This window comes from Clostridium sp. HV4-5-A1G, from assembly GCF_900184915.1.
GTDB classification, from domain to species: Bacteria; Bacillota; Clostridia; order Clostridiales; family Clostridiaceae; genus Clostridium_B; species Clostridium_B aromativorans.
Genome location: NZ_FXYI02000295.1, coordinates 1 through 2559, shown reverse-complemented (window position 1 = coordinate 2559; position 2559 = coordinate 1). Strand labels below are relative to the sequence as shown.

Genomic DNA, 2559 nt, shown 5'->3' with positions numbered 1-2559 from the left:
GTATAATATATAATATAATTTTATACTCAAAATTTAAAAGGGGGCCGACAGGAAAATGGAAAAAACTATTTTACAGTATCAGAAAGCTTTTAATATTACTATTGAAAGACTTAGGACTAACGATTCTATTCTTGCAGTTATGGTTTTTGGAAGTATGATTACAGGGGATTTATGGGATGAGTCTGACATTGATTTACTTATAGTATGCGAAAATGACATGGATGATGTAAAAAACTTGTATACAGAGGAGGTAGGTGTGCCTATTCATGTCAAGTTTATGAGCAAGAACAATTTTTTACAATTGCCTGAACAGGATTTAAAAGGTGGATTCATTCACAGGATAATATCTTCTTCTAGATTGATATTTTCTAAAGACATGGATATAACGTCCAAATATGATGTGGGAAGATATTACCCCGATTTGGATAGAGAAAGGTGGAATATGTTTTATCTTGGAGAATTATTTAAAAGTATGAGTATATGTAAAAAATACCTTCAGAATAATGGAATACATACTTCTTATATTGCTGCAGTACGGTCAATAGAAGAATTTTCCAAATTATATATAAACTCATCAGGCCATATGATAAGTAAGGATGCTATGACTATGACTATGAATTTAAATAATGACTTTAAAGTCTGTGTGGATAATTTGTTTTTTAATGACATTAGAGAAGTGGAGAAGTCTATAGAAGATACTATGAATTATTTAAAGAAAAATGTAGATAAAAATATTCGAAATGTTGCGAAGATACTTTTGAATTATATGAGAGAAAAAGACTGTTTTTTGAGTTCGGAAGATATAAAAAACGACGAGTTATTTTGTAATTATAATATAAATATGGAAGAGATCCTAAATGAGTTGTGGAAGAGAAATCTAATTAAAAAAGAATCCAGAGATTATAGAACTAAAGATGGAACGTGTTTATTTAAAGAAAATGTATATTTTATTTAGTGGTTTTTCCATATAATGAAATGGGATTTAGTACCAAAAATTTATTTTAATTTTTAGTACTAAATCTTTTATTTTTATGTTATTGTGATGATGTAGGATAATATCTATAGGATGTTTTAATATATTTTAATTTAAAGAAGGGAAATGAAGTTTCTATTGAATAAATATTTGATGGATTTAAGAAAAGGGAAAGTTAAGTATTTAATGATAGAGGAACATATAAAAAATTTAATAGACAAAAATAAAATAAAGGATGGTGAGAAACTGCCGGCTATAAGAGAACTAGCGCGAATATTAAAAGTAAATAATATTACCATAGTAAATGCCTATAAGGAGCTGCAAAGTAAAGGATATGCCGTCTTAAAAATGGGAAGTGGAACTTATGCCAAGAAGAGGGATATAAATAGGAACCTTAATAGAGAGTATTCTAGGGCATTGAAGAGAATATTCAGCAATGAAATAGGAGACTATATAGATTTTACAGGAGAGACATCCAGCGGCGAATTTTTTCAAATAGATCTCTTTAAAAATGTTTTAAATGAGGTATTGGACAGGGATGGGTCCAGGGCTTTAATTTATCAGGAACCGTTGGGATATGAGGGATTGAGAAAAAGTATAAGTGATGTGTTTTGGAAGGATAGTGTAAATCCAGAAGATATACTTATAGTTTCTGGAGCTCAACAGGGAATAGATGTAGTTTCAAAAGCTATCCTAAATACAGATGATAGTGTAATAGTTGAAAAGCCAACTTACAGCGGAGCACTATCCGTATTTAAGTCCAGAAGATCAGAGATAATTGAAATACCAGTAGAGAAGAATGGTGTAAATGTGGATAAGCTTGAAAAAATACTTCAAAAAAATAATATAAAATGTTTTTATACTATGAGCTATTTTCAAAATCCATCTGGTATAAGCTATGATGATGACAAAAAAAAACAAATATTGAGGTTGGCAGAGATATATAATTTTTATATAATAGAAGATGATTATCTTTCAGAATTAATTTACGATAGTAATATAAAATATAATAGTTTTAAAAGTTTGGATCATAATGATAGAGTCATTTATATAAAAAGTTTTTCAAAGATATTTTTGCCTGGCATAAGAATTGGATATTTAATACCTCCTGAAAAATTTAGAGAGAACATTCAAAATTCTAAAATTAACACGGATATAGCTACCTCCAGCCTTATGCAGAGGGCATTGGATTTATACATTAGGAAAGGTATGTGGAAGGATTATATAAATATGTTAAATATAAAATACAAGGATATGTATATATATATGGGAAAATGTATAGTTAAATACCTAAATGATAAGGTAGACTTTACAAAGCCAGGAGGGGGACTGCACTTTTATCTAAAAATTAAAGATAGTATTGAAATAGATTCCATAAGTCTTTTTAAAGAGGCAAAACGTAGGGGAGTGTTAATTACTCCGGGTTCATTATATTATAAGAATCCTTCGGAAGGTAAGAAATATTTTAAAATTGGATTTTCACATGTTAGAAAAGAAAATATAAAAAGAGGAATTCAAATATTAAATAGTCTTATGACTATATATTTTATTATCTGTCTCTTATACAAAAATGACGCTGACGACGA

At 28.7% G+C, this 2559-nt stretch carries 2 protein-coding genes; both read left to right on the top strand.

Annotated elements, in window-relative coordinates; all coding sequences use genetic code 11:
- Positions 1-55 precede the first annotated feature (55 nt).
- Entirely contained in the window at positions 56-955 is a 900-nt protein-coding gene (locus J5G60_RS17900; RefSeq protein ID WP_150357296.1) for a nucleotidyltransferase domain-containing protein, read from the top strand.
- A 156-nt stretch (positions 956-1111) separates the two neighbouring features.
- The coding region (pdxR, locus tag J5G60_RS17895) for a MocR-like pyridoxine biosynthesis transcription factor PdxR (RefSeq protein WP_236035346.1) at positions 1112-2559 on the top strand (1448 nt) is incomplete at its 3' end.